Source organism: Achromobacter sp. UBA2119 (genome assembly GCF_002331005.1).
Lineage (GTDB): Bacteria > Pseudomonadota > Gammaproteobacteria > Burkholderiales > Burkholderiaceae_B > Achromobacter > Achromobacter animicus.
Map to the genome: position 1 here is coordinate 770,789 of NZ_DCYD01000009.1, position 26,608 is coordinate 797,396.

The 26,608-nt window shown below is 66.5% G+C and carries 31 protein-coding genes; 5 read left to right on the forward strand and 26 right to left on the reverse strand.

Features of this window, described 5'->3' with window-relative positions; translation table 11 throughout:
• Positions 1-23: 23 nt before the first annotated feature.
• The 21 genes from B3098_RS08755 to B3098_RS08855 form a co-directional block, all read right to left on the reverse strand.
• A complete protein-coding gene (locus B3098_RS08755) occupies positions 24-1,418 on the reverse strand; it encodes an integrating conjugative element protein (protein ID WP_013391809.1) in 1,395 nt (464 codons plus the stop codon).
• A 9-nt stretch (positions 1,419-1,427) separates the two neighbouring features.
• The gene (locus B3098_RS08760; protein WP_003116802.1) at positions 1,428-2,378 is read right to left on the reverse strand and encodes a TIGR03756 family integrating conjugative element protein; all 951 of its coding nucleotides are present in this window, start codon (positions 2,376-2,378) and stop codon (positions 1,428-1,430) included.
• Entirely contained in the window at positions 2,375-2,821 is a 447-nt protein-coding gene (locus B3098_RS08765; RefSeq protein ID WP_003116803.1) for a TIGR03757 family integrating conjugative element protein, read from the reverse strand. Before B3098_RS08765 ends, B3098_RS08760 begins: the two co-directional genes overlap by 4 nt.
• 163 nt (positions 2,822-2,984) lie before the next feature.
• The gene (locus tag B3098_RS08770) at positions 2,985-3,479 is read right to left on the reverse strand and encodes a JAB domain-containing protein (protein ID WP_003116804.1); all 495 of its coding nucleotides are present in this window, start codon (positions 3,477-3,479) and stop codon (positions 2,985-2,987) included.
• A gap of 175 nt (positions 3,480-3,654) precedes the next feature.
• Entirely contained in the window at positions 3,655-4,419 is a 765-nt protein-coding gene (locus B3098_RS08775; protein WP_003116805.1) for a DsbA family protein, read from the reverse strand.
• A 13-nt stretch (positions 4,420-4,432) separates the two neighbouring features.
• Positions 4,433-7,327, reverse strand: a complete 2,895-nt coding sequence (locus B3098_RS08780) for a conjugative transfer ATPase (RefSeq protein ID WP_013391807.1) — start codon at positions 7,325-7,327, stop codon at positions 4,433-4,435.
• On the reverse strand, positions 7,327-7,776 hold the full coding sequence (locus B3098_RS08785; RefSeq protein WP_003116807.1) for a TIGR03751 family conjugal transfer lipoprotein: 450 nt from the start codon (positions 7,774-7,776) through the stop codon (positions 7,327-7,329). The genes B3098_RS08780 and B3098_RS08785 overlap by 1 nt, the downstream gene beginning before the upstream one ends.
• The gene (locus B3098_RS08790; protein ID WP_003116808.1) at positions 7,757-9,175 is read right to left on the reverse strand and encodes a TIGR03752 family integrating conjugative element protein; all 1,419 of its coding nucleotides are present in this window, start codon (positions 9,173-9,175) and stop codon (positions 7,757-7,759) included. The genes B3098_RS08785 and B3098_RS08790 overlap by 20 nt, the downstream gene beginning before the upstream one ends.
• The gene (locus B3098_RS08795; RefSeq protein WP_003116809.1) at positions 9,165-10,076 is read right to left on the reverse strand and encodes a TIGR03749 family integrating conjugative element protein; all 912 of its coding nucleotides are present in this window, start codon (positions 10,074-10,076) and stop codon (positions 9,165-9,167) included. Before B3098_RS08795 ends, B3098_RS08790 begins: the two co-directional genes overlap by 11 nt.
• Positions 10,073-10,765: a PFL_4703 family integrating conjugative element protein gene (locus B3098_RS08800; protein WP_003116810.1), complete on the reverse strand. Its 693-nt coding sequence runs from the start codon at positions 10,763-10,765 to the stop codon at positions 10,073-10,075. The genes B3098_RS08795 and B3098_RS08800 overlap by 4 nt, the downstream gene beginning before the upstream one ends.
• Positions 10,762-11,160 carry a TIGR03750 family conjugal transfer protein gene (locus tag B3098_RS08805; protein ID WP_003050133.1) on the reverse strand — a complete coding sequence of 133 codons (399 nt, stop codon included), beginning with the start codon at positions 11,158-11,160 and terminating at the stop codon, positions 10,762-10,764. The genes B3098_RS08800 and B3098_RS08805 overlap by 4 nt, the downstream gene beginning before the upstream one ends.
• 11 nt (positions 11,161-11,171) lie before the next feature.
• On the reverse strand, positions 11,172-11,531 hold the full coding sequence (locus tag B3098_RS08810) for a TIGR03745 family integrating conjugative element membrane protein (protein WP_003090173.1): 360 nt from the start codon (positions 11,529-11,531) through the stop codon (positions 11,172-11,174).
• 16 nt (positions 11,532-11,547) lie between these two features.
• On the reverse strand, positions 11,548-11,781 hold the full coding sequence (locus B3098_RS08815; RefSeq protein ID WP_003050225.1) for a TIGR03758 family integrating conjugative element protein: 234 nt from the start codon (positions 11,779-11,781) through the stop codon (positions 11,548-11,550).
• Complete coding sequence (locus B3098_RS08820) at positions 11,778-12,161, reverse strand: RAQPRD family integrative conjugative element protein (protein WP_013391806.1); 384 nt, start codon at positions 12,159-12,161, stop codon at positions 11,778-11,780. Before B3098_RS08820 ends, B3098_RS08815 begins: the two co-directional genes overlap by 4 nt.
• A gap of 98 nt (positions 12,162-12,259) precedes the next feature.
• A complete protein-coding gene (locus B3098_RS08825) occupies positions 12,260-13,009 on the reverse strand; it encodes a TIGR03747 family integrating conjugative element membrane protein (RefSeq protein WP_013391805.1) in 750 nt (249 codons plus the stop codon).
• A complete protein-coding gene (gene traD / locus B3098_RS08830) occupies positions 13,006-15,195 on the reverse strand; it encodes a type IV conjugative transfer system coupling protein TraD (protein ID WP_013391804.1) in 2,190 nt (729 codons plus the stop codon). Before traD ends, B3098_RS08825 begins: the two co-directional genes overlap by 4 nt.
• A gap of 4 nt (positions 15,196-15,199) precedes the next feature.
• Positions 15,200-15,739, reverse strand: coding sequence for an integrating conjugative element protein (locus B3098_RS08835; RefSeq protein ID WP_013391803.1), 540 nt, complete (start codon positions 15,737-15,739; stop codon positions 15,200-15,202).
• On the reverse strand, positions 15,736-16,326 hold the full coding sequence (locus tag B3098_RS08840; RefSeq protein WP_013391802.1) for a transglycosylase SLT domain-containing protein: 591 nt from the start codon (positions 16,324-16,326) through the stop codon (positions 15,736-15,738). Before B3098_RS08840 ends, B3098_RS08835 begins: the two co-directional genes overlap by 4 nt.
• Positions 16,308-17,033 (reverse strand): TIGR03759 family integrating conjugative element protein, encoded by a 726-nt coding sequence (locus tag B3098_RS08845; RefSeq protein ID WP_286894561.1) that lies wholly within the window; start codon positions 17,031-17,033, stop codon positions 16,308-16,310. Before B3098_RS08845 ends, B3098_RS08840 begins: the two co-directional genes overlap by 19 nt.
• Positions 17,034-17,047: 14 nt before the next feature.
• Entirely contained in the window at positions 17,048-17,692 is a 645-nt protein-coding gene (locus B3098_RS08850; protein ID WP_013391800.1) for a hypothetical protein, read from the reverse strand.
• Positions 17,689-18,255 carry a PilL N-terminal domain-containing protein gene (locus B3098_RS08855; protein ID WP_013391799.1) on the reverse strand — a complete coding sequence of 189 codons (567 nt, stop codon included), beginning with the start codon at positions 18,253-18,255 and terminating at the stop codon, positions 17,689-17,691. Before B3098_RS08855 ends, B3098_RS08850 begins: the two co-directional genes overlap by 4 nt.
• 150 nt (positions 18,256-18,405) lie before the next feature.
• Here B3098_RS08855 and B3098_RS08860 point away from each other — a divergent pair, with 150 nt between their 5' ends.
• From B3098_RS08860 to arsH, 5 genes are read left to right on the forward strand one after another with little or no spacing between them, the layout of a single operon-like run.
• Positions 18,406-18,744, forward strand: a complete 339-nt coding sequence (locus tag B3098_RS08860; protein ID WP_013391798.1) for an ArsR/SmtB family transcription factor — start codon at positions 18,406-18,408, stop codon at positions 18,742-18,744.
• 2 nt (positions 18,745-18,746) lie between these two features.
• Positions 18,747-19,241, forward strand: a complete 495-nt coding sequence (locus B3098_RS08865; protein WP_013391797.1) for an arsenate reductase ArsC — start codon at positions 18,747-18,749, stop codon at positions 19,239-19,241.
• A 10-nt stretch (positions 19,242-19,251) separates the two neighbouring features.
• Positions 19,252-20,328, forward strand: a complete 1,077-nt coding sequence (arsB, locus tag B3098_RS08870) for an ACR3 family arsenite efflux transporter (RefSeq protein WP_013391796.1) — start codon at positions 19,252-19,254, stop codon at positions 20,326-20,328.
• Between the two features lie 16 nt (positions 20,329-20,344).
• Entirely contained in the window at positions 20,345-20,767 is a 423-nt protein-coding gene (gene arsC, locus B3098_RS08875; protein WP_013391795.1) for an arsenate reductase (glutaredoxin), read from the forward strand.
• Positions 20,760-21,482, forward strand: a complete 723-nt coding sequence (gene arsH, locus B3098_RS08880) for an arsenical resistance protein ArsH (RefSeq protein WP_134540573.1) — start codon at positions 20,760-20,762, stop codon at positions 21,480-21,482. Before arsC ends, arsH begins: the two co-directional genes overlap by 8 nt.
• Before the next feature lie 59 nt (positions 21,483-21,541).
• Here arsH and B3098_RS08885 read toward each other — a convergent pair whose 3' ends face one another.
• From B3098_RS08885 to B3098_RS08905, 5 genes are all read right to left on the reverse strand, one after another.
• Positions 21,542-23,821, reverse strand: a complete 2,280-nt coding sequence (locus B3098_RS08885; protein WP_013391793.1) for a helicase-related protein — start codon at positions 23,819-23,821, stop codon at positions 21,542-21,544.
• Between the two features lie 136 nt (positions 23,822-23,957).
• Positions 23,958-24,263: a hypothetical protein gene (locus B3098_RS08890; protein WP_003116817.1), complete on the reverse strand. Its 306-nt coding sequence runs from the start codon at positions 24,261-24,263 to the stop codon at positions 23,958-23,960.
• 89 nt (positions 24,264-24,352) lie between these two features.
• Positions 24,353-24,673, reverse strand: coding sequence for a hypothetical protein (locus B3098_RS08895; RefSeq protein ID WP_003116818.1), 321 nt, complete (start codon positions 24,671-24,673; stop codon positions 24,353-24,355).
• Positions 24,674-24,723: 50 nt separating this feature from the next.
• Positions 24,724-25,857 carry a DUF6094 domain-containing protein gene (locus tag B3098_RS08900; RefSeq protein ID WP_223224654.1) on the reverse strand — a complete coding sequence of 378 codons (1,134 nt, stop codon included), beginning with the start codon at positions 25,855-25,857 and terminating at the stop codon, positions 24,724-24,726.
• 40 nt (positions 25,858-25,897) lie between these two features.
• The gene (locus B3098_RS08905) at positions 25,898-26,545 is read right to left on the reverse strand and encodes a hypothetical protein (RefSeq protein ID WP_003116820.1); all 648 of its coding nucleotides are present in this window, start codon (positions 26,543-26,545) and stop codon (positions 25,898-25,900) included.
• Between the last annotated feature and the right edge of the window lie 63 nt (positions 26,546-26,608).

The window sequence follows — 26,608 nt, forward strand, 5'->3', positions numbered from 1 at the left end:
GCGCCAGGCCATGCGCTCCGCGTTCATGGCCTGGCTCCGGGATTGCCCTTCTGCAACTGGTCAAGGCGGTCGGGTACCGGATCGCCCTCGTAGATGCCGCGCGAGCCGGCCGCCCGCGTGCCGTGGCGCTGGATGATGGCCATCGGCGAGTTGTTCGCCAGTTCGCGCCGCAGCTCCAATTCCGTCTTCAGGTTGCGGATCTCCCGGTCGAGCGTGTCGCTCTCATGGTTCACGGCCTGCACCGCAAGTTCGTTGGCTGCGACGTTGGGCTCCTTCTTGCCCGTGAGCAGCGTGCGTTGGAGCAGGAGCGCCTTCTCCAGCACCGATGACAGCGCCACTTCGGACGCGAGGCGCCGCGCCAGCAGGTCCTGGTCCGGCTCGTCGCGCAGCGCCTCGATCACGCCGCGGGTGATCGGCAGCGACGTGCTGCCGGCCTCGCGCAAGTTCTCGAAGGTGGTATTACGCGTGCCGGAAACCAGCTCCTGCAAGACCTCCAGCTTGGCTTCGTACTCCTCCTGGATCAGCGGCGTCAGCCCGACGCCGGGCACCGTCTCGGTCTTAGTGCAGGAGTCGCACGTGCGCTGCACCTGCTCTCCGAGGGCGCGCGTGGCCCATTCGGTCGCCTGCTGCGGCGACGTCCAGGTCTGGCAGGACAGGCTCGCGCAACTGGTGGACGCGATGGAGGAGGTGTCCGTCACGCCGCGACCGTTGACCAGGTTGTAGCCCGCGCGGGTGACGTCGCCGACCACCCGGATGGCGGACTGGCCCGCGCCACCGGCATTGCTGCCGCCCACCCAGGGCACGCCGTCGTTGCCGCGGCGCGTCTCGGCCTGCTCGACGGCCGATACGGCATCGTTGCTGCCAACCGCGTCACGCAGGGCCATGCCTTCGGCCATCTGGCTCCAGCCAAGCTGGCCACCCGCCGTCTCGGCCATCTTCTCCGCCATGGCGCGGCACGTCAGCTTGGAGCGGTCGAAGTCCAGCCGCGCCTGCAGCACGCCGTTAGTCAGCAGGTTGTACAGGCCCGGATCGGCGCGCTGAATGATCAGCGCCGGCAGCGATGCAACCGCGCTGGTCGCGCTCTGGATCACGTTGCTCATGATCTGCTGAAAGCCGTTCGTGATGCCGTTAAGCTGATTGCGCAGCGTGGTCTGGATGCTCATGTCGCCGCAGATCAGGTTGCTGTTCCACCCCACGCCGACCCCGATGGAACGCATGCCGGCCGCGCGGCCCATGGACACCGCACTGCCACCGCCGATCGAGTACATGACGTCATCGCCGAGGACGGGGCCGCTGTTCTGGTATCCGACCTGCGCCCACGCCATGCCGCAGACCAGAGCGAGCGTGCCGGCCAGCGCCGTCGGGCGCAGCAGGCGGCACGCCTTGGCGGAAAGGTTCATCGGTTCAGGACGCTTCATCGTGGCACCTCAGAGGAAATCGACGCTGCCCAGGAACACCTGACCGCGGCGTTCGCAGCACGCATAGGGACGCCACAGCGCCCAGGCGTAGTCGCCTTGCTGGGCCTGGGTCAGCGTGCCGCTGTGCGGGAACACCACGCAGGTGTTGGACAGGCGCGGCGTCAGCTCCTGCCACTTGCCCGTAGAGGCATCACCCTCCATCAGCTCGCCGGCCGGCCAGTAGCCGTCGCGGGCGTTGGCAAGCAGCGGCTGGTACACGTGGATCTGCCCGCGGCGCGTGACGACATCGCCCGCGCGCTGGGCCACCACAGCCCCGGATTTTTGGTCGTCGGTCTGGTGCAGGAAGCCGCCGCGCGGATAGACGTTGCCCCAGAGATTCATCGTGGTGCGCGCACCGACCTCGCGCATGCCCGGAATCAACGCCTCCGGGTAGGCCATTTCAGGCACGTTGTAGCGCCAAGCCAGCGTGTCCAGCGTGCTGAGTAGATACGGCATGAAGGCCGTGCCCGCGCCTTGGCAGAAATAGCCCGACGACGATGCGAACTGGTTGAATACCTCGCCGCCAGGATGGCCGATGACATCGCTGTTCTTGAATTTGGCGAGGTTGTTTTCGTGGTCTTCGTTCGTGGTCCCATCCCCACCTGCCTGTGCGGATGGGTTGGGCGTGCTCATCGCCTGCACTTCGACCCAGGGGTTCTCCCCGGTGTTGCTGTAGCTGGAGACGACCGCATCGGGCACGTAGTGCCGGACCTTGGTGGACGTGCGCACCGTGCAGCCCGTCCAGGTGCAGTAGAGCCAGTAGCAGATGCCCACCACCCGGTATTCCAGGCAGTCCGGCGACATGACGGAGGACACGATGGTGGCGGTGTTCAGGGCGTAGCTGCCGGTGGCGCTGACCAACAGCAGCGAGGCCACGGCGACGCGCAGGCGGCGCAGCAAGTCGAATGGGCGATGGGTCACGGCTGCGTCCTCCGGTACTGCTCGATGCGGGACACCGCCCGGGCCACGTCCGGCTCGCCATAGACCACATAGCGTTGATCTACCACGACGGCCGGGATGGCGGCGACGCCCAGGCTCCATGCATCGGCGACGCCCTGGTAGGCGGTGCCGATGCGGCGCTGAAGATCGGTGCCGCCTTGGTTCAGTCGTTGCCGGACGATGGCTGCTGCCCGCTCGGGGTCGGCCGGCAGATCCGCGGAAAGCTCGGCCTCGATCCGGGGCGCTTCGTCCAACTCGATCAGCCGCTCGCCGCCGGCGGTCTTGACCGGGTGGCGGCTGTCGGTGACGACCACCACGTCGGCGGCGAAGGTGGCCGGGCTGAACACGGCCAGAGATGCCGGCAGCGCCACGGCCAGGCCAAGGGTTCGCCAGCCTGGTGCGAACCGGGTAAAAGCTGCTGGCATGTCATGCGCCCCGGAAGTTGATCAGGGCCATAGTCAAACGCCGAACCCCACGCGGCCCCAACAAACAATGCGCATCGCGGCCACCCCGCATACCTGCTTGCGTCGCTGCGAAGAAAAAGCGGAGGCCGAAGCCTCCGCGCTGATCAACGAAGCAGTGCAACCTTTACAGCAGGCCGGACTCCGCAAAGGAGAACGGGGCACCCTGGCCGACGATGATGTGGTCCAGTACCCGCACATCGATGAGCGCCAGCGCGACCTGCAGTTGCTGGGTCAGCATGCGATCCGCGCTCGACGGTTCGGAGATGCCCGAGGGGTGCTGGTGGCTGAAGACCACCGCGGCGGCATTCAACTCCAGCACACGCTGCGCGACGACACGCGGATAGACCGATGTCGAGTTGATCGTGCCCCTGAACAACGGCTCGTAGGCCAGCACCTGGTGCATGCTGTCCAGGAACACAGCGGCGAATATCTCATTGGGCTCAGCGACCAGTTTCAGACGCAGGTAGTCCCGCACAGCGGCCGGTCGGCTGAGGCACGGTCCAGCTTTGAAGATCCGTCTCTCCAGCAGCACGATGGCTTGCTGGATGATCCAGTCCTCGTGTTGGGTAGCGATGGCGGAAAGCGACTCCAGGTAGGAGTCATTGACGACGAAAGACATGGCGAACCTCCAGACGGTGAGATCGGAGGGCGCGCGCCCTGGGAGGGCAAGCCCTCCTGGGGAACGAACAAGGTGCATCCATCACCGCGGTAGCGGTGATCGTTCGCGGCCAGGACGCGAGGCGAACGGGTTGCGGTCAGCGCAGCGGACTGCGCCGTAGCCTTGAAGACCGGGGCTACCTGGGCATGTCGCCGACGACGTCGGCAGGCATTTCCGATGTGGGTGTGGTGGCGGGATCGCCGGCGGCGAGCATGTCCATGGCTGACAGCAAGGCATCGCCCTCGATCGGACCCTGCAGCAGGATCGCCTTGCCGCTTTCGCGATCGTGCAGCCGCAGCGACGGCGTGGCGGTCACGCCGCTGTTCGTGGCTTCCGCAGTTTGGGTACGAATCGCCGCGTCGGGCCGCTCGCTCGCGATGCACTGCTCGATGGCTGGCGTCAGGTCGGGGTAGCGCAGGTCCTCGGGCAAGCCCTGGCCGTCGCTGCGCGTGTGGGCATATACCCACTCGACGGCTTGCCAGAAGGTGGCATGCCCGCCGGCTTCGCCGGCGCATTCCGCCAGACGCGCTTCGGCAGAAGCGGCCGGTTCATGTGCGGCCAACGGCAGGTGGTGCCATTGCAAGGCCACGTCGGCATTGCCGGCCACCCAACGTTTGAGCACAGGGAAATAGGACCGGCAGAACGGGCATTCGAGGTCCGCGTACAGCGTCAGTGTGAAACGACCTTCCGGATTGCCCATCTGCCACGGAGGCCCTGCCACCTGTGTCTCGCTGACTGGCGCCGAAGTCTGAGGTGTGGACCCGCCTGGCGAACGGGACACGAGCCAGATCAGCAGCAGCGCAACCAGCACTGCAGCCAACGCCCACGGCCAGCGGGTCCCCCAGCGCCGACGGCGGAACGCCTGCACCTGCATCGGGATGGAAGGATGTTTGTGTTCCATGGCGTTCTCCGGCTTACGACAGTTCCAAGGCGGGCGACTCGATGCCGCGTGCCTGGTCGATCTTCTCGGCCACCTTGAAGGCGGCTTCCAGCTCGGTGCAGCCGTATTGCTGCATGAGCTGGTAGCGCTCGGCCTTCTCCTCGGGTTCGGTCTGCGCAAGCGCGAGGTAAAGGCTCGGCGGCACCGCGCGGAACAACACTTCCATCGACTTCGACAGGATCACGCCCTCGGTGAATTTCCCCCCCTCCTTGCGCGCAGAAAGCATCAGCGCTTTCTGCGCTGGTGAGAGTTCACGGAAGCGTGCAATCTTCTCGACCTCATCGGGCGGCATCGACAGGCAGATCCACCACTCAATCATGTTGAGCATGGGCTCTGCGGCACGCGGCAGGTCGTCGATGTTCTGGGTCGCCAGCCAGAACCAGGCGCCCAATTTGCGCCACATCTTGGTAATTTTCACGACGTAGGGCGCGAGCAACGGGTTCTTCGTGATGATGTGGCCTTCGTCGGTCACATTGATGATCGGACGACCCAGGTACTGGTCGCGCTCGGCGATGTTGTTCACCGTGCTGATCAGGCTGATGTAGGCGATGGAGAGCTGCGCGTTGTAGCCCTCGCGGGCATAGGTCGCCAGATCCACCAGCGTGATGTCGGCCTCGGGCCACGGCGTGCCATCGCGGTCGAACATCTCGCCATCGGTGCCTTGGCAGAACATGTCCATCGCGTCCGCCATCTCCAGCAGCCGCATGCGCCGCATCTCGGGAAGCGTCGAGTCCTGACCGCGGGCGCGCAGCGCGTTGCGCACGTCGCGAGTGAGCACCGTGCGCTTCTCAGCCACGCAGTGTTCGGCGGCGTCGAGGATGCACTGGCGGATCAGCGAACGGTCGGCCCGCGTCATCCGGGCTTCCTCCTTGTCCTCGCCGCCGGTGATCATCAGCCGTGCCGTGATCTCCAACTCGCCCAACACGTCACGCTGTTCGTCTGCCTCCATGACCGAGGCATCCGGTGGCAGGTCTTCGTCCAACGCATCGGCATCGAGCGTCTGCACGTCGCTGGGTGTTTCGATCAGCCGGCGGGCATCCGCGAACGGTGCCAGGCTGATGCCCGATCCGGGGGCCAGCTTGACCCGGTTCACCGTCAGGCCCAGGCGCCTGGCGAAGTCGCTGAACAGCCCGAAGCTGTTGCCGGCTTCCACGATGAAGAGGCGCGGCCGGTAGATGGCCGTGACCTGGTTCAGCAGGTTGTTGAGCGTGGCGCTCTTGCCCGAGCCGGTGGGGCCGAACAGGAATAGATGGGCATTCATCTGCCTGTCTAAGCGGTTCAGCGGATCAAACGTGATCGGCCCGCCACCGCGGTTGAAGAACGTGTTGCCCGGATGGCCCGTACCCTGGCTGCGACCCCACGCCGGCGAGAGATTCGCCACATGCTGGGCGAACATCAGTTGGGTGAACCAGTTTCGCCGATCCTGCGCGGGGTTGTAGCAGCACGGTAGCCAGCGCAGATAGCTGTTGAGCGGCGCGACTTCATCGTCCTCGCGAACGGGCTGCAACCCCGCGTTGAGCATCACGTTGGCGAGGTCCAGACCGCGCCGGTCAAGCTCGGCTTCGTCGCGTCCGCGCAGATAGAAGGCCAGCGTGCCGCGGTAGAGTTTGTGCGCGCTGCCGATGAGCGAGCGCGCCTCCTGCACGTCCTTGAGCGTCTGCTCCGATGCCAGTGTTTCGCCGACTGCCTTCTTCGCCAGGTGGTTCAGGTGCGATTCGAGAATGTCCTGGGGCGTCGCCACCATGGTCAGACACATCGTCGTGTCCTCGGGCATCTGATCGAACAGCGTGTTGATCGCATCGCCCTTGCGGGTTTCGCCAGTCAGGTGTCCCGTTCCGGGCGGCATGCGCAGCCGGTCAGTGACCAACACACGGTGCGGTATGCCGTCGAAGTGCCAGGTGCCATGCTCCACGTCCGAGCGTGGCTGGCTGAAGAAAAGCCGCTGGCTAAAATCCCGCCCGCTCGCCAGTTCGATCTCGCCAGCCTCGGTGTCGGCGGGGTAGCGCGCGAACGCATAGAAGCGCTCCCGGTCCTCGACCCCAGGCCCGAGCAGCGTCGGACGCGGGTTGAACCAGCGCAGCAGCCAGTCATGGACGTCTGCCGCACCCAGGCGGCGAGCCTGGATGCCGGCGTTCGCCAGCCCGCCGCACAGGCGGTCGCAGACGATGTTCAGCATCTGCTCGGGTGTCTGGCCCCGGCGGTTTGCCTGGCCCTGTCCTTGTCCGGTCACGCGGCGATAGACGACCATGCGCACACGCCTCGTCTGGCCGCGCCAGCGCAAGCGTGTGACCACCGTGTCCTGGAACAAGCCACCGGGCTTGGCCACCGCGCGCAGATGGTGGGCAAAGAACCGCAGGTAGAACTCCGTGAACACCGTGCCACGGGCGCGCGGCTGCACGTAGTCGCGCAACGTCTGCATGTACTGGTCGAAGCTCGGTTCGTCCTGGGCGTAGAGCTGCAACACCCAGGGGTTCTCGTCCAGTTCATCGAAGCTGTCCTGGAGCGCGTTTTCTAAGGCGTCGCGGGCGTGCGCGAGCCAGCCGGGTTCCCGGCCCTCGGTCCCCAGCGGCACCAGCTCGAAGAAGGCGGCCACCGATTGGCCGTCCTCCAGGAGCATCGATTTCGACTCGGGCAAGAACTCCACCCAGGGCAGCAGTTCCACGAAGGACGGTGCGACGTCGTACAGCGCCTGCTCGTCGGCCTCCGTCGCCGGCTTGCGGCCCCGGACTGCCGAGCCGGGTTCGGGGATGCCGACCTGCCGCAAGGCCTCGACGTGGCGCTGCCAGCCGTCCGGCTGCTCATCATCACCAGCGCCGGATGCGGCCAGCTTCGGCGCGGCCGGCTTAGGCCAGGGAAGTTTCCACCGCATCAGTAGGCCTCCACGCGCTCGCCTGGCATGGCGTACTGGATGCGCTGGTTGAGCGGGAAGACCGTCGTGTAGCCCGGCACCGGCACGGGGTCCGTGCCCGCCAGGTGCGGATACACGTACATGACGAGATCGGGATTGGGCAGACGCTGGAACTGGCGGTGGACCTCATTGCGCGCGGTGCGCGTGTAGCGCATCTGCTCGACGGGTGCGACCTGCACGTCGGCGTCGGTCAGGGGCCGACGCAGGCTCTGGCGCGCATCGAGCAGCTGGCGGCCGGCGTTCCGTCCGGCTGCGCCACCGCCGTCGCCGGCCTCCTGCTGCCAGATGTCCATCATCGTGCGGTCACCGTGGGTCAGCAGCTTTTCCTTGCTGGTGGCGCAGCCGCCAAGCACCGCGACGGCGAGGGCCAGTGCCAGGCCACGGGCCAGGTTAGTCAAGTTCGAGTGCATGGCTTTCTCCTGCGCGGTGATCGACCTTGCGGCCTTCGGGATCGAAGTCGATGGCGAGCGGCTTTTCGAGGTGGACGGCAACCTTGGCGCCGGGCTGGACATAGACGGCGGCGAACGCCTGGCCGTACAACTTGTTGACCCAGGCCGACATGTCCCGCACGCCGCCCGCCAGAATCTGGCCGACCGCTTCCTGGCCGGTGATGCCCACGGTGCCGATGGAGCCGTCCGAGCCGACATAGGACATGCGGCCGCTGTCGCTCTCGATGAGTGAGGCCACACCGGCGCCGGCCGCGGTGATCAGGGCCTGCGAGCCGAGGTATTGCTGGGCGTTGCTGCGCCGCTCGCCGCTGACGCAAGGAATGCCGTGGGGATCGCTGATCCAGCCCAAGCCATCGCGCTGTTGGTTGTTCTGCTGGTTGCCCTCGCGGTCTTCGGGGATCGTGCGAATCGTGCCGTCGTGGAAGACGAACGTGATGCTGCGCACCTGGCCGCGCACGCACGAGAGCGTCCAGTCGCCCGAAGCGGTGCCGCTGAACACGGCGCCGGCCACGTCGGGAATGTCGATGCCATTGGCGGTCAGGTTGTCCGGCCCGACCAGAACTTTGAACGGATAGGGATCGTTGACCGTGCCGTCGATCGGCACGCGGCCGATCAGCGCTGTCATGGCGACCGAACCCATGAGCGTGGAGTTGGTCGGCACGGTGTAGACCGGCTTGGCACTCTTGACCCCGGCGGCGCGGGCGCCCGCGTTGGCCACGGTTTCCGCAGTGGTTTCGAGCGTGCTCTGCGCCGGGCCGAAGCTCGTGGGGAAGCTCATGCCGCCGCTCGCGCCACGCCCCCCGTTGCGCCCCTCGGCGGGCTTTGCGTCGTCCGGCTCGACCCACCGCACGCCGCCCTCCATGCCTGCCTCGTCGCCGCCCTGCAGCCCCAGGCCCACGGGCAGGTCCGCATGGCCGCCGCCGCGCCCGCCGATGCTGTCCAGACGCCGCTGCAGGTCGGCGAGCAGCCCTTCGGTCTGCTGGCGCGCGCTGGCCGCCTGCTCTTGGTCGCGGCGCAGGTTGGACCGCTCGGATTCGAGCGCCGAGTTGATGCGCTGGTCGATGGAGTTCTCGCGCTGGCGCAGTCGCTGGTTCTCTTCACGCTGCGACTTGTTGTCCGAGAGCGCGGTCTGAAGCTCGGTGCGCAACTGCTTCACTTGGGCAACGAGCGTCGCCACGGTGTCGCGCGGGGTGTCGCCTTCGATGCCCAGCGCCTTCATTTCATCGGGCGTGAGCTGGGCGCCGTTGTCCGCCGCGGGTGGCGCCGTGCTGCCTCCACCCGAGAACAGCCGGATACCGACGAACAGCACCAGGATGGCAACAGGGATCATCAGCCACTTGAGCAGGCCGTTACTGCGCATGGCGGGCCTCCTTGGTGTTCTCGTCGCCGTCCGGCTGCGGCAGATGCACGGCCGGGTCGAAGCGGTGAATCGCCGGCAGCAGCGACTGCGCGAGACCGCGGCCGCGCGTGACCAGGTACAGGACGGTCGTGTCCTCGGGCGTGCCGCGCGGGCCCAGCGCCTCGTGCTGGAAGGTGGCGGTGAGGAAATCGCCTTGCAGCACGCGCGGGTCGAGCGTGATCCAGCCGCCGCTGCCGTTGGTTAGGCGCACGGCAGTGACCCACTGGTCCTCCAGGCGCCACGACGCGAGTGCGACCGCGCGCACGGGCAGCGTTGGCATCAGTGTGTCCAGGTCGAGGTCGCGGGGCAGGTTGACCCGCATGACGCCCGGAAGCGGCTCGACGGTGCGCAGCGGTGCGTAGAGGTTCTGCGCGGCGAAGCGCGTCAGCACGACAGGGACCGGAGTTTCGCGCCGCGCGGTCCGCGCACCTGCTTGGCCCTGGGCGCGTGCCGGGGCCTCGGCACTGTCGGCCTGCTCGCCATAGCGTCCCGGTGCGCTGTCACCCTCGACGATGCGCACCGGCTCCAGCTCGGCTTCCCCGTCCTTGGGTGGTTCGGCTGCGATGTCCAGCAGGATCAGCGCGCCCGTGTCGGCGTCCTGCAGTTGCAACCGCGTGGGCTCGATCGGCTCGCTGGCGCGCAGGTACACCGCGCCCCCCGCACTCTGCACGCGCAGGCGTTCGCCCACGCCCGCGGGCACGCCCACGCGCACGTTGCGGTCGATGAACACGATGCGTTCCTGACCGACCTTCAGCGGCACTGCCAGTGGCATGCGTTCCCAGCGCAGGATTTCCACTGCATGGGCGACGGGTGCCGCGGCCACGGCCAGTAGCCCCAGCAGCGCGAGTACAGGGTGCTTCATGGGGTGTTTCCTCCTTGAGGCGCTTGCGGAGACAGGCCACTCGGCGCCGGGCGCGTCGGCTCCGGTGCACTGATGCGCTGGGGCGCGCCGTCGTAGCAGTCCAGCGCCAGGCCGAACGGGTTACGGGCGGGATCGACGTCCACCCGCGTGACCTTGATCGGATAGCGCACCAGGGCGCGCTTGACCTGCTCGGCGCCGTAGTACTCGTCCGCCGTGATGTCCAGCGTCACCACCCAGTCGCGATCGGACACGGTGCGCACGCGCGCCGTGGGGTCGTCGCCATAGCCGCGGCCGGGAATCTCGTAGATGCCGCGCACGCGCTGACGCAGCTCGCCCGTGGAGCGGCGGTAGTCATAGTCCGCCCGCAGGAAGGCCTGGCAGGACGGGGTGAGGTACGGCGAGAGCGTGTGGAGGTTGCGCGAGTAGTCTTCCTCGCCATTGGTTGGCCAGCGGTTCAGCGTCTGGAACACGTAGAACGTGAACGCATAGACCGATTCGGGCGGCACTTCCCACCACTTGCGGGTACTGCCAGAGCGCAGGTCGGGCGGGACGTGGATGGTCAGGTCGCGCGGCGCGCTCCACCAGCCGCCGCCCATGACCAGGGCGACGACGACCAGCGCGCCCGCGGCCAGCCGCAAGGTCTTGATGTGCGCCTGCAGGTGGGTGATCTCGTTTTTGAAGCGGCTCATCGCATGCTCCTGCGGGTGGACCAGAAGCCCGAGCGCGAGATCAGCACATGGCCACCCACCCAGCCGGCCATCAGCGGATGGCGCGTGGCGATGCGCCATTGCAGTTGCCGATACAGCCAGGTGTCGGGACGCCCACGCTTGAGGCGGCGCAGGATGCCGCCGCCGATGAAGACGCCGAGCGCCACGCCCAGGACGACGAAGGTCGGCGCCAGCGCGATCGTGCGGAACACCCAGGACAGCGGCGCGCCGACCAGCAGGCCGGCGGCACCGGACAGGCCGCAGCAAATCCAGAGTTCGTCAGCGGTGAGGCCGCGCACCACAACGGGATGGCGGTTGAGCCGGTGCGGAAGGAAGGTGACCGTTCCGTCCGCACGGACGTGCTGCTGCTCGGACATACCGGCCTCGCTTACAGGATGCCGGTGGCTTCGGTGAGCAGCCAGATGCCGATCACAAGCAGCACGGCGCCGATAGCGACCGTGAGGCCGAACTGGCCCCACGTCTTGCGGCCGGTGTGGATCTCCGCGTAGGTCCCGTAGGCGTGGTAGCAGACGCCGATGAACATCGACGCCACCACCAGCAGGGCCACGAGCATGATGATGTCGTAGCCGTAGTTGCGGATCGTCTCCATGATGCCGTTGCCGGTGCCGCGCGTGGGGTTCTCCAATTGCGGCAGACCTTGCGCGAACGACAGCGCCGGCAGCGCGGCGGCGCCCAGGGCCACGGCGGCGCGCTGGGCAAAACGGGAAGTGAGGTTGCGGTTGTGCATGGTCGGGCCTTTCAGGTCAGGACAGAAGGAAGAAACTCAGGACGAGGTACATCGCGACGAAGCGGATGCAGACGCCGAGGAACTGGCGCTGGTTGAGGCGGCTCTCGGACCACCCCACGTAGGCCGTTCGGATGGCCCAGACGCCCCACACGAGCAGGACCGCGAACACGACGCCGACCAGAACGGTCGCCATCGCGGAAGGCGCGATACCGCTGTTGGCTTGAAATGCCGAGACCTGGGCGCCGTTCATTGCTTGCCCTCCGCAGTCGTCGCCGGCAGCGGCTCGGTCGCCCGTTCGGTGCGGTATTCGCCGGCCAGTTCGGAGGGGGCGCGCGGTTGAGCGCGCGATGGCGTCAGGTGAAATTGGATGCCGGCGCGCACGCGCGCCAAGTCAGCCTGGAGCCGCGGGTAATCGAAGTGGTAGCGCTCGCCCGGTGTGATGGGGGTATGCGCGGCGCTGTCCGCGACGGTGCGTTCCAGCGCGTCGAGCTGGCGCAGCGCGGCGACCAACTCCTGGCGCTGCGCCGGGGACTCGGCCAAGGCCATCGGGGACCGGCCCAGCACGAGGGCCGTCACGAGAAAAGTGGGCACGCCGCGATGCGCGGCGCGCAGCCAGATCGAAGCCAACATCGCGCCATTCCTGTGTGATCAGCAATGGGTTGATCGTGGAGATCAGGGCTGTTTCAGGCCGCAAACAATAGGAACCCGGAAGCGACCGGATTGATGGCCTAGAGGTACTTTTTGAAGCTGCCCGCGGTCAGGCTCACGGCCAGTCCCAGCAAGGCTGCGCTGGGCAGCAGGATCAGCAGCGGATGCACCGAGATCGGCAGCGCGAGGTAGGTGATCCAGGGCAGCACGGCCAGCGGCATCAGGCTCGCTTTCGCGCGGTGGTAGATGAAGCCGGATTCCCGGCCCGCGCCGAACCGCCGCACGTCCCGCCGCACCAGGCCGTCGATCAGGCCGACGAATGCCGCAGTGAGGATCAGCGGCAGCGTGAGCACCAGGACCAGCAGGCGCACGAGGAACGTGAGCGTCGTGAAGGCCGCGGCGATCAGGTAGCTCTCGGCCCAGACATAGGCCTGGCTGATGTAATAGCGGAAGTTGCGCGTCGGCTCGCGGCTGGGCGCACGGGCGCGCTCGGCGGTCTGGCTCATGCGCTCCAGCAACCCCGAGCGCACGAACACCCACCCGTACCCGGTATCCACCAGCTCGTGCGCCGTGCGCCCGGGCTCCTGCACCACCACGCTGCGCGTGAAGTGGTTCGACAGGTGCCCGAGTTCGTACTGCAGCATCTGCTGGGAGTGGCGCCAGCCCTGGTCCTTCCAGAACAGGTGCATGCCGACGCACTCCACCACGATCGAGAACAGCAGCGAACCGATCAGCACCCCGAGCAGCCTGAACGGCAAGGTGATGGTGCCGACGATCAGCCCCTGGCGCTGGTTCTGCTCCCGCTGCGCGGTCGAGGCGGCATCCTTCATGGTGCGGCCTCGCCGGTGCTGTCGTCGGCGCCGGTGGCCACCGCGTCAGGCTCGGCCGGAGCGGCGTCATCCAGCAGGTCGTCGGGCAAGGCAGCCTCCTGCAAGGCTGGGGAACTGGTGAACTCCCACCATTGCGTGGCCTCGCTGTAGCTCTGACGCATGTACCCAGCCAGTTGCTGCAAGTCCGCCGGCATCACTTCATCGGGGTCAGGCGCTGGCAGTGGCATCCGGACCTTCCAGAGCTGACCACCCTGCAGCAGCGCGAAGCATTGGCCTTTGGGCAGGCCGACGACGTGGGATGGCTCGATCATCGGCACGCTCGACATGCTGATGCGGTCTTGCGTGTTGCTGGTGAAGTCCGTCGTCCCGCGGATGTCCGAGGCATCGGTCGCGCCGGAGACGATGGTGGTGGTATAGACCTCCACCTTGGGCAATTGACGGGTCAACAATTCCGCGGTGGCGGTTTCCCGAACCCGCAGCATGAACAGGTTGTTGAAGTTGCCGATCACCTGGCCGGCCTTCGCGCGGTTGCCGATGCGGGCCTCGATGTCCGAGAGCGTCTGCGTATACGCGGTCACCTGCAGCCCGGCACCGCCGCCCTTGTTGATAAGGGGGATGAACTCGTCGCCCATCAGTTCGTTGAACTCGTCGGCATGGACGTTGATGGGAATGCGCGTGCCAGCCGAGGCACCCGGCAGGCCGTCGTCGATCCCGTGCTTGTAGATGTGCCCGGCTACCGACACCAGGTCGGAGAACATGGAGTTGCCGACCGCCGCGGCGACTTCAGCATCCGACAGCGCATCCAGGCCGACATAGACCACGGCGCGCTTCCTGATGACTTGCATCCAGTCGAAGATCGGGCGCGCGTCAGACAGGTCGGAGTAATTCGGCGCCAGGAGTTGGGCGATCTTGCCGCTGGTGAGCTTTTCCAGCAGCGGCAGCAGCGATGCAACGATCTTGTCGAAGTAGGTCTTGTCGTAGCGCACCGCCGAGCGCAGGCCATCGAGCACAGGGTCGTAGTTGCGCGCCTGGGAGAGGTATTGCTCCAGCGCCACCACACGCTTCTCGCGCCCGATCATGTTCCTTGGGATGTTCTTCTCGTTGAGCTTGGCCTCGATCTGGACGATCACCTCCCAGGTCTTGGGCTCGGTCTTGGCGAAGTAGTGTTGGGCGTACTCCATGAACAGCGCGTCGATGTTGATTACGTGCCGCTGGATCAGCATGTAGTCCGGGCGCTGCCCCAGTTCCACCAATGCGCGCGCAATGATGTTGACGAAGCGCCATGCGAACTCGCGGAACGCTGCACTGTTGCCCTCGCCGGAGAGTTGCCCGGCAATGCGCGTGGCGACTTCACTGATGCGTCCGAAGCGCCCCACCGCGTTGTAGCGTGCAGAGAACTCGGGCCAGCCGAGGTGAAAGACGTAGAACTCGCCCTCGCGACCCGCTCGCTTGGCTTCGACGTACATGCGTTTCAAGAGATCCGCGTCGCCCTTGGGGTCGATGACGATCACGACCTCATGCTCACCGTCTGCATTCGTGCGACGGATGTCCTGGGTGACGAACAACTCGGCCAGCCGCGTCTTCCCCACGCGCGTGGTGCCCAGCACCAGCGAATGGCCGACGCGCTCACCCAGTGGCAGGCTGACGTCGACCTCGTCGGGTTCGATGCCGTGCAATCGCGGCAGGCCGCCTACCGGTGGCAGTGGCCGCACGGGGTTGAATGACACATCCCAGCCCGTGAGCCGTACGAGGCGAGACAGTGGAAACGGTGCGAACTCCAGCCGCTCCTCCAGGCGTCGCGCCAGCCGGTATGCCGGTGTTGGCTCGACGTAGCGACGAAATTCCGGCCGGTACGTCTGCATCAGCCTGTGGGTGTGCTTCTGTTCCCACAGGAAACCGCGCCCCACGAACAGGCGCTGCTGGCTGACCGGCACGTCCCTGCTCGTCATCACGTAGCGCGGCAGGCGCCGGATGTTGCGGCGGTAGCGCAGGATCACCCGCGCATCGCGGTAGCGGATCGCGCCATAGGCGCCGAACGCCAGTGCGGCACCGACGCCCATGGCTGGGCTCAGCGCGAGCGACCACGGGGCCACCAGGGACAGAAACGCGGCGCCCGCACATGCCGCGACGGTGTATAGCTCCACCGCTGGGCGCAACAGGACTTCGACGGGCTGTTTCCCCGACATGGCCTCATTGCTCGATGCCGGTCGCCGTGATCAGCGCCGGGTAGTGCCGCAGGCCCAGGCGTTCGGCCAGATCATCGCCGGCCACGGGGGCCATCGGCACGCCAGGCGCCAGTGCGCGCAACCGCGCCAAAGCCTGCGCGGTCTCGACATTGACCACCAGGCCGACCGCGCCGCGGTCGTGCAGCGACGCCGCGTGACGGCGCAGCCAGGCTTGCGAGGTCTCATCGTCGCCGATGACCACGAAAGGCCGCAGGCCCGGTGCCTCGATCACGCGCCGCGCGACGAAGCCGGGCATCAGCTTCGCGCTGCGTACCGGCAGCATCGCTGCCTCGTCAGCGGGGGTGGCGGGAATCTGCGGCGTCGGAATGGGAGGCCGCAACGCGCTGTTGGCGCGTGGCTGCAGGTTAAGCGCTTCGTAGTACGGCAGCGCCGACGCGCCGCCGCGGTCCTCGACCACGATCAGCGGTTCGGCGGCATGCGCGACCAACGGCAGCGCCGCCAGCAGCGCGAGCAGGCCCCGCAGGGTCCAGAGCGGTTTCGTCATGGGGTCGACTCCTGACGCACGGCTCGCGCCGTGGCGATTGAGTGCGTGCCCTGCACGCGGGCGAGGTGTCGGGATACGCTGCGTCGATAGCGGGCGGCAGGCTCACCGCCCGCGGGCCGGTGGTAGCGGCCCATGGCCAGCAGCCAGTCTTCACCGGGGGTGTACTGCTCCTTGAGGATCTCGGCGGCGCTGGCGAGATTGCGGTACGGGTCCAACAAGTCGCAGGCATGGGTGTAGCGGTGCGGGTGGTAGCCCAGGTTGATCTGGCCCAGGCCCGCGTCGATGCGCGTGGGTGGCGTAGATCGCATCGCCTGCTGCAAACCGGCGCAGGCATCGGCACGGGTGGCGAAGCGCCGCGACTGGCCGGCGACATTCAGGGTCCACGGCCATGGGACGATGCGTCCATTGCGTCGCATGCCGCTCTCCTGCAAGGCCACGGCGTAGAGCACCGTCGAGGGAATGCCCGCGCGCTGTGCGGCAAGCTGGTAGGCCGGTGGCGGAACCTCCTGGGCATGGGCGGCGCAGGCGAACAGGCCCGCAGTGAGCGCCAGTGCGCGCAGCAGCGCCGTTACGGCTGGCGTTGCCATTGGCCGTTCACTTCGCGCACAACCGCAGGCAAATCGCCGGGCAGGCTCAGCGACAGCCAGCGGCCGCCGTCGTGGTTGAGCGTGATGCCGCCGCTGCGCACCCGGGCCGGGTCGATCTGGGCGCGCTTGGCCCAGTCGCGGATGCGCGCATCGTCCTGGCGGCTGCCGACCATGTAAAGGTCGAACTCGGCACCCGAGGATTGCAGGCGTTGGACGAGTTGCCCGCAAGCCGCGCAGCCGTCCTTGATGAACACTGCCGTGCGACCGCTGCCCCGCGCAGCGGCGGCGCCTGGCCTCTCGTCAGACAGGTTCACCCGCTGCATGCCGGGGTTCAGGCGCTGCCAGGCCTCGTCGTAGGCGCGCTGGTACGCGAGCAGCTTCTCCACGCGGCGCGCTTCGACTTGCACCTGCAGCTCTGCGTAGCGCCGCCGTTCTTCGTCGGTGCGCGCCTCGATGCCCAGGGCGGACAGCGGGTCCAGATTTAGCGAGTAGATGCCCAGCGGCCCATCCATCAAGTCGCGATAGCGCGCCCATTCCTGCGGTTGCAGGCCCCATTCGCCTGCCACCCGGTCGTCCAGGATGCGGGCGGCCAGCGGGCGCTCCTGGCTCTGCGCATTGCGGGCGGGGGTCGTGGCGGGCTGCTGCGCCCAGGCGGGCAACTGCATGGAGCCCAGCAGGAACGCGTACAGGATGATCGACGGCTTCATGTGGTGGGCTCCGGTCAAGGAATCGCCACGCGACGGGTCTGGTCGCCGGCCTGGAACACCGCGGCATTGCCCTCGATCGCCTGCAGGCGCCACGGACCCAGCGCATCACCCGGCAGCAGCACCTGGAGCTGATCGGGCGTGAAATCTCCGGCACTCGGGGCGACGGACACGCTGCGCTGACCCGCGCGCAGCTCAGCGCCGACGACACGAAATGGCAGCGGCGGCGGTTCGGACTTGGCGGTGGCCGGTTGGCTCGGGGTGCGCCGCTGGGTAGGCGCCGCTGCACGCGCAGTCGCTTGGCGCACCTTGATCTGCTCGACTTCGGTACGCAGCGCCTGAACGTCCTCGGCGGTGGCATAGCCACCCAGCGCCTGTTCGGCTTGAACGATGCGCGCCTCCATTGCCTGCCGAGCGTCTTGCAGGCCTGCGGCGGTGGCGGCTGCGGGCTGCTGCTGCAAGGCCCGCGTGGTCTCGGCCAGCCCGGTCACCTGGGCTTCGAGGCGCTGCAACCGGACATCGAGCTGCTGCTGGTCGGCCTGATCGGTCATCGTCTGGTGGCCCAGGATCGCGAAGACACTGAGACCCAGCAGCCAAAGCCAGAGCAGGCTTTGCAACACCACGGCGGCGGTCGGGCGCCGGAGCGGCTGTGCCGCGTTCATGGCTGGCCTCCCGCAAAGGGGAACGTCTGCACGGCCTCGGCAGCAGGCGGCTCGGACACCGGCTCGGCACCGGTGTCGCGACCAGGCCGCTCGAAGCAGACCTGCCGCGTCCGGTCATCGGCGTGCAGTTCCCAAGCCGGACCGGCCAGGGTGAGCAGTGCATCGCGCAAGGTCATGGGGCCGAGATGCAAGTGCGCCGCCGGCAGCGGCAGCGCGTACAGCTCGATCACCGCATGCGGGGTCTCGCAAAGCTGGTAGCCGCTGCGTTTGAGCACATGCCGCAGCCCGTCGCCGACCGTGGCGCGGACCTCCTCGGGCATGGACACGTCGATGGTCTGCACCAGCAGATCGCGCTGCGCCGCCATCGGCGCCAGCTCCACCAGGGTGTAGCGGCCATAGCGCACGACGGGAATGAACTCGGGCGGTGCAGCCTCGGGCGCGGGTGGGACGTCCTCGACGGTGCTGGCGGCCAGCGGCGGTGGCGTGGTCGCGCAGCCGCTGGCCAAGGCTGCGGCCAGGAGGCTGGTACCGACCAGACACCGGGATACATGGATTGCAGGCATGGCATCGGCTCTTCTGTTGCGATGCCGATACCTTGGCTGCGCGCGGCTGCGCGGTCAGTCAGAAATGCGAACTGGGGGGTGCCCGCTTTTGCAGTCCAACACATAGCGCAACCCGCAAATCCAACTGTGGTTTGCACATTAATTCTATAAATGTTGTATTATCGAATCATGAAAGAGGATCAAGCCATTTCCGCCTTAAACGCCCTGGCTCACACCCAGCGCCTGCGCGTGTTCCGCGCCTTGGTCGTTGCTGGCCCGGGCGGACTGACGCCGAGCACGCTAGCTGACCAGCTCGACGTGGCCCGCAACACCTTGTCCTTCCACTTGAAGGAACTGGCCCATGCTGGCCTCGTCAGCATCGAGCAGCAGGGCCGCAACCTGATTTATCGCGCCGAGTACGGCCGCATGGACGGTCTGATCGGTTACCTGACCGAGCATTGCTGCCAAGGTGGCGTATGCGAGGTTTCTCCATCCAAGACCTGCTGCTGACCATGACCGATACCACTTACAACGCCTTGTTCATCTGTACGGGCAATTCGGCCCGCTCCATCCTCGCCGAAGGCATCCTCAACGACATGGGCCAAGGGCGGTTTCACGCCTGGTCGGCAGGTAGCCATCCGAAAGGCGAAGTTCACCCGCTGGCACTCGCCACGCTGGAGCGGCTGCACCTTCCGACAACGGGCTACCGCAGCAAGAGCTGGGACGAGTTCGTGAAGCCCGATGCGCCGGTGTTCGATTTCATCTTCACCGTCTGCGACAACGCAGCCGGCGAGGCGTGTCCGCTGTGGCCGGGCAAGCCGGTGTCGGCGCATTGGGGCGTGCCTGACCCGGCAGCCGTGGAAGGCACCCTGGAACGACAAAGCAAGGCGTTCTTCGATACCGCCATGACGCTGCGCCGACGTATCGAGTTGTTCCTGTCGCTTCCGATCAAGAGTCTCGATGCCATGTCGTTGCAGCGTGAACTGCGCGACATCGGCCGCCAGTGAGGCCCGCCCGATGAGCGCAACCGATACTGCCGGCCCCGCGCCAGCAAACTCCGCCATGAGCGGCTTTGAGCGTTACCTGACGCTATGGGTGGCGGTGTGCATCATCGCGGGGATCGCTCTGGGCCAGTTCGCGCCCGCCGCATTCCAGGCCATCGGCCGCATGGAGATTGCCAAGGTCAACCTGCCGGTCGGCCTGCTGATCTGGGTAATGATCATCCCCATGCTGCTGAAGGTGGACTTCGCCGCGCTTGGCCAGGTGCGCCAGCATTGGCGGGGCATGGGGGTCACGCTGTTCATCAATTGGGCCGTCAAGCCGTTCTCAATGGCGTTGCTGGCGTGGATCTTCATCCGCCACGTCTTTGCCGACTGGCTGCCCGCCGATCAGCTCGACAGCTATATCGCCGGCCTGATCCTGCTGGCTGCTGCACCGTGTACCGCAATGGTTTTCGTTTGGAGTCGGCTGACTGGCGGTGATCCGGTATTTACGCTGTCGCAAGTGGCCTTGAACGACACCATCATGGTGTTCGCCTTCGCACCCATCGTCGGCCTGCTGCTGGGCCTGTCGTCGATCACGGTGCCGTGGGACACCTTGCTGGTGTCGGTGGGTTTGTACATCGTCATTCCGGTCATCCTGGCCCAGCTCTGGCGCCGGGCGCTGCTGCGCAAGGGGCAGGCCGTGTTCGACAGGGCACTGGAACGCATCGGCCCATTGTCCATCGCCGCGCTGTTGCTGACGCTGGTGCTGCTGTTCGCCTTCCAGGGCGAGGCCATCATCCGGCAGCCGCTGGTGATCGCCATGCTGGCGGTGCCGATCCTGATCCAGGTGTTCTTCAATTCCGGTCTGGCGTACTGGCTCAACCGCCAGGTGGGCGAAAAGCACTGCGTCGCTGGGCCATCCGCGTTGATTGGTGCCAGCAACTTCTTCGAGCTGGCCGTGGCCGCCGCCATCAGCCTGTTCGGCTTCCATTCCGGCGCAGCACTCGCAACAGTGGTCGGCGTGCTCATCGAGGTGCCGGTCATGCTGCTGGTGGTGCGCGTGGTCAATCGCTCACGCGGCTGGTACGAACGCCGCGCGACCACTTCGTAACCTCTAAGAGGCATCCATGAGCACCATCACGATCTACCACAACCCAGCCTGCGGCACCTCGCGCAACGTGCTGGGCCTGATCCGCAACAGCGGCGAGGAACCGACCATCATCGAGTACCTGAAAACGCCGCCCGACCGCGACACGCTCCAGGCGCTGATCGCGGCGATGGGCGTGCCGGTGCGAGACGTGCTGCGCGAGAAAGGCACGCCCTATGCCGACCTCGACCTGGGCAACCCGAAGTGGAGCGACGACGACCTGATCGGCTTCATGCTCCAGCATCCCATCCTCATCAACCGGCCTATCGTGGTCACGCCGCTAGGCACGCGCCTGTGCCGGCCTTCGGAAGCCGTGCTCGACCTGCTGCCGCAGCCGCAGCGCGGCGCGTTCAACAAGGAAGACGGCGAGCCGGTGGTCGATCAGGACGGCCGCCGTGTCTGAATCTCGTCTCGACCTGCCGAACATCGACACGGCGCTGTTCCAGCAACCGGACACCGAACATCTGTTCGCGCCGGCACGGGCCACGCACGCGCCGCGCTTCCTGCTGCTCTATGGTTCGCTGCGCGAACGCTCGTTCAGCCGCCTCGCAGCCGAAGAAGCCGCACGCATCTTGCGGGCGCTGGGCGGCGAGACCCGATTGTTCAATCCGTCCGGGCTGCCTCTGGTGGACGATGCGCCGGCCGATCACCCGAAGGTCAAGGAACTGCACGAACTGGTGCAATGGGCCGAGGGCATGGTGTGGAGTTCGCCGGAGCGCCACGGCGCGATGACCGGCCTGATGAAGACCCAAATCGACTGGATTCCGCTGTCGGTCGGCGCGGTGCGCCCGACCCAGGGCAAGACGCTGGCGGTGATGCAGGTATCGGGCGGCTCGCAGTCGTTCAACGCCGTCAACCAGATGCGCGTGCTGGGCCGCTGGATGCGGATGCTGACCATCCCGAACCAGTCCTCGGTCGCCAAGGCGTACCAGGAGTTCGACGAGGCCGGACGCATGAGGCCCTCGGCCTACTACGACCGCGTGGTGGACGTGATGGAAGAACTGATGAAGTTCACGCTGCTCACGCGCGACGTGGCGCCGTATCTGGTGGATCGTTACAGCGAGCGCAAGGAAAGCGCTGAATCACTGTCCAGGCGTGTACGGCAAGGTGCAATTTGACGCTGCGAGGCGCTGAAAAAAGAGCCGACGACCTCTCGGTCGTCGGCATTGCGTGAAGTTCAGGCGGCGACCAGTTGCCGGGCCAGTGCGACCTCGACGGAATCACCATCCTGGTTCAGGACATCCAGCCCCGATTCGGGCACGTCGCCCGAGGTGGACTGCGAGACCATGATCTTCTTGGCCATCAGTTCCAGGCAGGTCATCTGCGAAGAACCGGCGTAGCCGAGGTAGATCACGCGCACCGGCAACTTCTGCCCGATGCGCCAGGAGCGGCGTGCCGCCTGCTGGAGCGAGTACACGTTGTAGCCCGACTGCATGAACACGATCGTCGGAAACTCCAGCAAGTCCAATCCCGTCTTGACCAGCTCGGGATTGGTGATGAGCACGTCGATGCCACGATCCAGTTGCTCAGCGATCCAGTCTTCGCGGCGGCTGGCATCCACGCTTGCGCGCAGCACCGCCACCTTGAAGCCTTCTTGCTCCAGCAGCACCTTCAGGCGCGACGTGGTGTCCCGCGTGCCGGTATAGACCGTGTAGGCCAGAACCTTGCGGCCCTGCGCCTTCTCCGCTTTGCAGATGTCGATCAGCTCACGCTCCTTGGGGCTGATCTCGAACTCGTTGAACTGAGCCGGGACAAACGCCAAGGTGTTGCGCGTGCGCGGATGCACCACGGTCTCCGACCGGAAGCAGCAATCCGGCCAGGCCAGCAGCACGTTGAGGACCACACCCAGCAAGGTCGTATCGCGTCGCGCCAGAGCCTGTTTCAGCTCCGCGGTCAGCCGACCCGCCAGATCGCGGTAGGCCGCGGCTTGCGCCGTGTCCATCGCGACTTCACGGAACTCCTCGTCATACGGCGGCAGGACGTTGCCACCGATGTCCTTGAGCTTGAGAAAGATCGTGAACGGCAGGATGCAGCGCAGCACGCCCTTGGGGCCAAACCCCGGGGCCTTGACCGTGCGCACCGATACCTTGGTGCCCTTGGCCGTCTTGTGCGCCGTGCCGGTGCTCTCGGAGTAGATGTCCTTCAACACCCCGTGATCGCGCATGAACGCCATCGCAGCCGAGGTCATGCTGCCGCTCGTGGTCGGGCGGTAGCCGTCTTCGATCATCCGCCCCGGAAGGGCTCGGAACAGCAGGTGGAACAGGTCGTCCCCGTAGCCGCCCATCAACGTGCCGGTCAGCAGCAAGGTCTTGCGAGCCTTCGCCGCCAGCACGCCCATGGCCTGGCCCTGGGCACTGCCCCCGTTCTTGTACTCATGTGCCTCATCGGCGATGAGCAGGTCGAACGTGCCTTGCGGCAGGTAGCGTTTGATGAACTCGGACGGCTGATAGCCGCCCTCGCCAAAGCCGAACTCCATGTTGGCCATCGCACGTTCCATGCGCGTGGCCTGACGGTCGGAAAACACCAGCTCGCCGTTGCCATCCATGAGGTTGATGAACTCATGGATGTTGTCGCCGAGCATCGACGCCAGGAACCCGTCACCGAACTTTTGCATCAGCTTCTGCGCGGTGACCTCTCCGATGGTCGGTATGCGCTTTAAGGCTTTGAGCACGGCCGAGGACTGGTCGCTGCCGGACAGACTGCGCGGGCGGATCAGTGTCCACAGGGGCGCGGCGCAGTGGCCGCACTTCCTGCGGCACTCCTCGGCTTGGAGCGCGATCGGGTTGACCGGCTCGCCGTCGAGGTCGGTGATGACCGTGCCGCAGTCCGGGCAGGCCGCCACGTCGCCGTGGCGGGTGCGCCGCGTGGTGAAGACAGGCTTCCAGTGAAAGCCCATCCGCATCCTGACGCGCCCCAGGACGAAGAACTCCTGGCCCGTGGGCTGCACGCCCAACTGCTCGCGCAGCTTGATGAGCTTGACGAGCGTATCCGGCCCGTTGAGTACCCACACCTTGGCACCGGCCACCGTCTCCTGGATCTCGCGCCGCCACTTGTAAACCAGGTGGGGCGGCGACAGCACCAGAGTGCGGCGATAGCCTTCGGCGTTGAGCACGGCGGCCGTGGCAATGCCGACGGTCGTCTTGCCGCAGCCCATCTCGCCATTGACGATCGCAGCACGTTCGCCACGGTCGATCAGCAGCTCGGCGGCGGCGTGGACGACTTCGGCCTGGGCTGGGAACAGCTTGCGCTTGAGGCTGGCGACCACCAGTTGCCGGTGCGCCTGCGGTTGGCCGGTATAGACCGGCGGATTAGCGCTGTTGAGGGCGTCGAGTAGTTCGTCGCCGAACTCGCCGACAAAATCCTGAAGGCTCAGGGTCAGAGGGGAAGATTCCGCGTCGAGCAGTTCGCCCTGTACGGGCGCGGATTCAGCGGCAGTGGTTTCGAGATCGAGGGACATGGTGATGCTCCAAAGAAAAATGGGGCATGCACCACCCCCAGCGGGGCAATGGCATGCCCCGTGGTGGGAAGAGAATCGACGCGTGGCTGAGGGTGGTTGAAGGTGCTGGCCTGGGCGGCCCGCAGGTGAACCGTGCTCAGTCTTCGGACGGAAGCACGATGACGGTTGCGCAGCGCTGCGAATCGGTGACGATGCGAATGGCGAGCCCCGGATGGATCACGTAGTGCGATTCCAGCGACGCGCCCGATTGAAGCGCGCTGCTGTTCGTCTGCCATTGCTGGATGTTGACGTCGCCCCAGTCGCCACGGGTGTGGCGCCTGAAGTACGGGATCGGGTCCAGGCGACCCGCGCGGACCAGGCGGTCTACACCTCTGCTGAAGATGAGCGCCCCGATGGGGAACGCCAGCCGCTGGCAGTAGGTTTCGATGCGATGCGATGCCATGGGCTCCTCCTTGATGAGTCATTGAGCCACGACACCCCTGCCGGAGTGAAGTGGCTCCGTCAGGTGGATGAGGATGACGATGTGGGGCCTCAGATCAGGTCCCGCTCTTCGGGAAGCTGGACCACCGTGGTCTGGTGGTCCTCGCTGGTCTTGACGATCAGCGCCAGGTCCGGCGTGATCCTGAACTGCGAGATCATTAGGTTGTCCTGTTGGATCGCCACGTCGTTGGCTTGGCGTGTGGCCTCATCGATCTCGCCCCAGTCCCCGCGCACATGGCGCTGGACATAGGCCAAGGGGTCGATCAGGCCTCGCCGGGCCAGCCAATGCACCTTCTCGCTCAACTTCAACGTACTCGGTGCGAACAACGGTTGCTTGTGCGGCGCAGGCCGCTTGAACGGATTGGGGATCATGGTGTTTCTCCTTCGAGTTGGTACAGCAGGACGGCAGCGCGTCCGGTGGATCAGCGAATGGTCAACACCTCGCCCCGTGTCGCGGAGCCAGGTGTCATGTCCCACGCGCGGATGACGGGAACGAACTTGTCGGTGAGGATGCGGGTCTCGGCGATGGAGCCGTCTTCGCGTTCGGTGAACTCCCGCTGGAGCGTCTTGTCCTTGTGGGTGTCACCTTTGACGACGAGCACGCGCCCGGTCTTGGAGCGCACAACCCCCGAGATCGCACCCGCGGCCAGAGCCAGGGCGAGATGCCAGCGGGACAAGGCCCGCGCCGGTGGACGCAGCGATTGCTGCGCAGCCCCCAGGTGCGTGTCCTGCGATGGCCACAAGCCTTGCAGCCTGCCAACCTCATCGGCGAACTGCTCGGGCTCCATCGTCACGCGGAAGAAATGCTCTGGCTCGGCCGGGCTGGCGGGGACGATGTACGGCAGGAACGGCCACTCGCTCGGCAGTTCCTCGGCTTCGACTTCGCCTTGCCCTACCTGCAACAGCAGATTGCGCACGGCCTTGACGCCATCGGGCACCTGCTCGCGCTGGCGCACCCGGCGTCCGAAGATCACCACCTGCTTGAACTGCGTCTCCACCGCTCGGTAGATGCGCAGGTCCGTGTAGTGGCGCGTCAGCCAGCCGACCAACTCCGCGTCGAGCACGTAGCCGGGGACGATGAAAACCAGCACGCCGCCGTATTGCAGCAGCGAGAGCGTGCGCTGGTAGAACAGCTTTTCAAGGCGGGCACGGCCCTGGCCCTGATAGCCGATGTTGCCGTTGACGTCCTTGGACAGGTCCCCATACGGCGGGTTGAGCCAGAGCAGCCCGAAGGACTGCTTGGAGACCATCGTGTCCATCAGGTCCGCGTGCAGGCAGTGATCGACCAGGCCGCGGGCATGGCGCGCCCGCTCCGCGTCGAACTCGACGGCGAACGCCTTTGCCTGCTCGCGCCCGAGGGCATGGGCGGCTTCGGCGATCGCCACGCCTTCGCCGGCGCAGGGATCGAGGATGCACATCGGCCCGTCGCTGGGCATCAGTGCGTTGAGCGCTCTTTCGAGCGTGGGTTCGTCGGTCGGGAAATATCCGTTCTTGACGAAATTGCGGGCGAGCCGCGGGAACATGAGGGCCATGGAAGTCTCCTGGTTGGCGGGGATGAAACACGGAAGTACGCCAAGGCGTGCCTCCGAGGGTGGGTCAAGCCGCTACCGCTTCCGGCGTCCAAATCTTGGCCGGATACGGATAGGCGGTGAGCGCGTCGCTGCGGATCAGGGAGCCGAGCGCCAGGGTCAGCGCCGGCACGTCGATGGCGAGCCGATGGCCTTCCAGCGGCCCGAGGGCGAACGGAAGGCGGGCCAGCATCTCGCGGGTTTGCAGCAGTTCCAGCACGGTCTCGCGCCAGTGATCGAGCAGCGGCAACGGGCAGGTGTCCCGCACCAGCATCCACAGGCGGTCAAGCCTGTGGGCGCTGTCGCGTGGCAGCAGTGCCAATGCGCTGGCGTTGGCCTTGTCGGGCTTGACGCAGCGCCGGTCGAACAGCCACACGTTGGACAGCGAGCCGAACAGCGTCCGCCGGTACGCGCGCGTGATGCGCTTTTCCAGGCGATCGACGTTGCCGATGAATACCGGGACGCTGCCGCCCTGGTCGGTGATGACGTGGAACTGGTCCAGTCCCTGCTCGTCGCGCCCGAGGGTCAGGCGAGCGAGGAACTGCTGGACGGCGGTGTCCCGCGCCCAGATGGACAGGAAGATCAGGTTGCCCTGGTCATCGCCGACGCAGGCGTCGGCCATCACGTCCGGGCATTCGTCGATGCGGTACAGCGTGGAAGAAGTGTTTGCGGGCATGGTGGTGTCCTCGGATGAACGGGAACAGCACCGCCCGCTGGGGCAAGTACTGCCCCAGGGGGT

Bases quoted from the DNA above. Each gene is read 5' to 3' on its own strand.
- B3098_RS08755 (WP_013391809.1), bottom strand. From the start codon at position 1,418: ATGAAGCGTCCTGAACCGATGAACCTTTCCGCCAAGGCGTGCCGCCTG.
- B3098_RS08765 (WP_003116803.1), bottom strand. From the start codon at position 2,821: ATGCCAGCAGCTTTTACCCGGTTCGCACCAGGCTGGCGAACCCTTGGC.
- B3098_RS08770 (WP_003116804.1), bottom strand. From the start codon at position 3,479: ATGTCTTTCGTCGTCAATGACTCCTACCTGGAGTCGCTTTCCGCCATC.
- B3098_RS08775 (WP_003116805.1), bottom strand. From the start codon at position 4,419: ATGGAACACAAACATCCTTCCATCCCGATGCAGGTGCAGGCGTTCCGC.
- B3098_RS08780 (WP_013391807.1), bottom strand. From the start codon at position 7,327: ATGCGGTGGAAACTTCCCTGGCCTAAGCCGGCCGCGCCGAAGCTGGCC.
- B3098_RS08785 (WP_003116807.1), bottom strand. From the start codon at position 7,776: ATGCACTCGAACTTGACTAACCTGGCCCGTGGCCTGGCACTGGCCCTC.
- B3098_RS08790 (WP_003116808.1), bottom strand. From the start codon at position 9,175: ATGCGCAGTAACGGCCTGCTCAAGTGGCTGATGATCCCTGTTGCCATC.
- B3098_RS08795 (WP_003116809.1), bottom strand. From the start codon at position 10,076: ATGAAGCACCCTGTACTCGCGCTGCTGGGGCTACTGGCCGTGGCCGCG.
- B3098_RS08800 (WP_003116810.1), bottom strand. From the start codon at position 10,765: ATGAGCCGCTTCAAAAACGAGATCACCCACCTGCAGGCGCACATCAAG.
- B3098_RS08805 (WP_003050133.1), bottom strand. From the start codon at position 11,160: ATGTCCGAGCAGCAGCACGTCCGTGCGGACGGAACGGTCACCTTCCTT.
- B3098_RS08810 (WP_003090173.1), bottom strand. From the start codon at position 11,531: ATGCACAACCGCAACCTCACTTCCCGTTTTGCCCAGCGCGCCGCCGTG.
- B3098_RS08815 (WP_003050225.1), bottom strand. From the start codon at position 11,781: ATGAACGGCGCCCAGGTCTCGGCATTTCAAGCCAACAGCGGTATCGCG.
- B3098_RS08820 (WP_013391806.1), bottom strand. From the start codon at position 12,161: ATGTTGGCTTCGATCTGGCTGCGCGCCGCGCATCGCGGCGTGCCCACT.
- B3098_RS08825 (WP_013391805.1), bottom strand. From the start codon at position 13,009: ATGAAGGATGCCGCCTCGACCGCGCAGCGGGAGCAGAACCAGCGCCAG.
- traD (WP_013391804.1), bottom strand. From the start codon at position 15,195: ATGTCGGGGAAACAGCCCGTCGAAGTCCTGTTGCGCCCAGCGGTGGAG.
- B3098_RS08835 (WP_013391803.1), bottom strand. From the start codon at position 15,739: ATGACGAAACCGCTCTGGACCCTGCGGGGCCTGCTCGCGCTGCTGGCG.
- B3098_RS08840 (WP_013391802.1), bottom strand. From the start codon at position 16,326: ATGGCAACGCCAGCCGTAACGGCGCTGCTGCGCGCACTGGCGCTCACT.
- B3098_RS08845 (WP_286894561.1), bottom strand. From the start codon at position 17,033: ATGAAGCCGTCGATCATCCTGTACGCGTTCCTGCTGGGCTCCATGCAG.
- B3098_RS08850 (WP_013391800.1), bottom strand. From the start codon at position 17,692: ATGAACGCGGCACAGCCGCTCCGGCGCCCGACCGCCGCCGTGGTGTTG.
- B3098_RS08855 (WP_013391799.1), bottom strand. From the start codon at position 18,255: ATGCCTGCAATCCATGTATCCCGGTGTCTGGTCGGTACCAGCCTCCTG.
- B3098_RS08860 (WP_013391798.1), top strand. From the start codon at position 18,406: ATGTTGTATTATCGAATCATGAAAGAGGATCAAGCCATTTCCGCCTTA.
- B3098_RS08865 (WP_013391797.1), top strand. From the start codon at position 18,747: ATGACCGATACCACTTACAACGCCTTGTTCATCTGTACGGGCAATTCG.
- arsB (WP_013391796.1), top strand. From the start codon at position 19,252: ATGAGCGCAACCGATACTGCCGGCCCCGCGCCAGCAAACTCCGCCATG.
- arsC (WP_013391795.1), top strand. From the start codon at position 20,345: ATGAGCACCATCACGATCTACCACAACCCAGCCTGCGGCACCTCGCGC.
- B3098_RS08885 (WP_013391793.1), bottom strand. From the start codon at position 23,821: ATGTCCCTCGATCTCGAAACCACTGCCGCTGAATCCGCGCCCGTACAG.
- B3098_RS08890 (WP_003116817.1), bottom strand. From the start codon at position 24,263: ATGGCATCGCATCGCATCGAAACCTACTGCCAGCGGCTGGCGTTCCCC.
- B3098_RS08895 (WP_003116818.1), bottom strand. From the start codon at position 24,673: ATGATCCCCAATCCGTTCAAGCGGCCTGCGCCGCACAAGCAACCGTTG.
- B3098_RS08905 (WP_003116820.1), bottom strand. From the start codon at position 26,545: ATGCCCGCAAACACTTCTTCCACGCTGTACCGCATCGACGAATGCCCG.